This is a genomic window from Acidimicrobiia bacterium (assembly GCA_016650365.1).
Lineage (GTDB): Bacteria > Actinomycetota > Acidimicrobiia > Spongiisociales > JAENVV01 > JAENVV01.
Genome location: JAENVV010000066.1, coordinates 1 through 1,822 on the forward strand (window position 1 = coordinate 1; position 1,822 = coordinate 1,822).

Here is a 1,822-nt window from a genome sequence, read left to right on the forward strand (position 1 = left end):
GCAGGTATACGAGTGCATGGTTGCGAATGGGTTCGCCACCGTCGAGCCCCCATCGCAAGATGCGTTTGTATCGTCGTGGGTCGATGGGGGTTCACCCGATGATTGGCATCCGTATCCGTGGGGAACGGTCATGTCGCCGGCGATGGACGGGTCCAGTGGCGGTCCGGAGCTCCAGGCCCAGTTGGCTGTGCAGGCAGTATGTCCAGCGGATTGGGGCTCAATTTTTGCTGACGTCTACCCCGGCCGATAACCCGAACGGCGCGGTCCGTTCGCCACCCTGGATGGGGCATCATTCTGTGGTGGCAGGTAGCCTTTCATGGACGTCTTCGGAGATCCGGGGTGAGGGCCATGAACGTGAGAGCCTTGATCTGCTCGTTGGTTGTCCTTTTTGTGTCTTGTGGGCCGGACCCGGTTTCTGAGCTCTCCGAGGAGGACATCGGCGATGCTACGGAACGTCTTCGGCCGGCGTTGACCGAAGTTGAAATGGATGACTTCATCGAAGCCTGCCTCGCCGACAACCTTGTGGTTGTGTTCCAGCGGGCTCCAACGGGTGAGGGGTTCTTTGGTGAGGCTGTCACCGAGCGGGATCAGGCCGTGATGGAACGGTGCCAGAAGTCTTTGTTTGACCAATACCCGAACCCGCCCGCGCCGAGCACTGACGCCGAGTTCATGGTCCTGTACCTGCTGTACGTGGAGCAGTCCGCCTGCCTGGCGGGGCTTGGCTTAGAAGTGGATGTGCCTTCATTCGAGGCTTATCGCGACGGGAACGGTGCCTGGACTCCGTTTGGTGGCCTCCCGGAACCGTCTTCACCCGGTGACTGGAGCCGCTGGAACGAAGCGTGCCCTCAGAACCCGTGGTCTTATGACGGATAGACGCGGGAAGCGCAAATCGCTCGGGGTATCTCCGGGGTGGGGACGGTCGTCGCTCCTAGCCTTGGTTGTCATGGTTTCGGCTTGTGCTCCGACTCCCATGGGCACAGCTGCCACAGATAGTCCGTCGTCGATTTCGACAAAGCCTGCCGACCTGCCGGTGACGGATACGTCAAAGATTGGTGATGAGACGGTTCTCATCGCGGAAGACGAGTTGGAGCAGGCAGTCGCACAATTGATGCTTCAGTACAGTTTCCCGGAGCCACCGCCACCGGCCGGGAGTATCGAATGGTTTGAGTGGGGCCAGTGGTGCATGGCAAAGTTTGGGTTCGAGGTCCAGATCATCGGTGGCAACGGTCAAGATCCTACCTTCTACGCAGAAAACATCACCCAGCCCGAGCAACACAACGCCGTCCAGAATGCTTGCCTGGGGTCGGCGGTGGACGTCGGCCATTTCGCCGCTCCACCCTCATCGGAAGAAGAGGTACGACGCCTGTACGGTGCGTATGTCAAGGTCCAGGAGTGTCTCGTCGAAAATGGGCTACCGACGGCCCCTGCCCCATCAGAGGACGGGTTTGTTGACAGTTGGTTCAGCGGAACCGGCGAGATTTGGCATCCCTACGTCGGCGGGTCAATCAGTGTTGTCCCTGGGGCAGAAGGCGACCTGCCAACTGAGGTCAGCGATCAACTCGAACTCCAGGAGACCTGCCCGGCCGATTGGGGGACGATTCTCCGATAGAGGGATGCGGGGCTTGTGATGTCGAAAGCTGGTAACAGTTCTAAGGGCCTGTTCGGCTTTGTCGGTCCCGCGCCACTCGGACCGGTGCTGCTGGTCCGTCTGAAGAACACCGTGAGTTTCGGTCACAACGTGGGGCCGGGGTATCACAAAATACTACCGACATCGGTATAGTTATGTCATGGACGTTGTGAGTGTTGCTGAAGCGGGGGAGTA

2 protein-coding genes are annotated in these 1,822 nt (G+C 59.5%); both read left to right on the forward strand.

All coding sequences use genetic code 11. The features are described 5' to 3' along the window. The first annotated feature begins 348 nt into the window (after positions 1–348). A complete protein-coding gene (locus tag JJE47_04240) occupies positions 349–873 on the forward strand; it encodes a hypothetical protein (GenBank protein MBK5266622.1) in 525 nt (174 codons plus the stop codon). A gap of 70 nt (positions 874–943) precedes the next feature. Continuing rightward, positions 944–1,609, forward strand: coding sequence for a hypothetical protein (locus tag JJE47_04245; GenBank protein MBK5266623.1), 666 nt, complete (start codon positions 944–946; stop codon positions 1,607–1,609). The last annotated feature ends 213 nt before the right edge of the window (positions 1,610–1,822 follow it).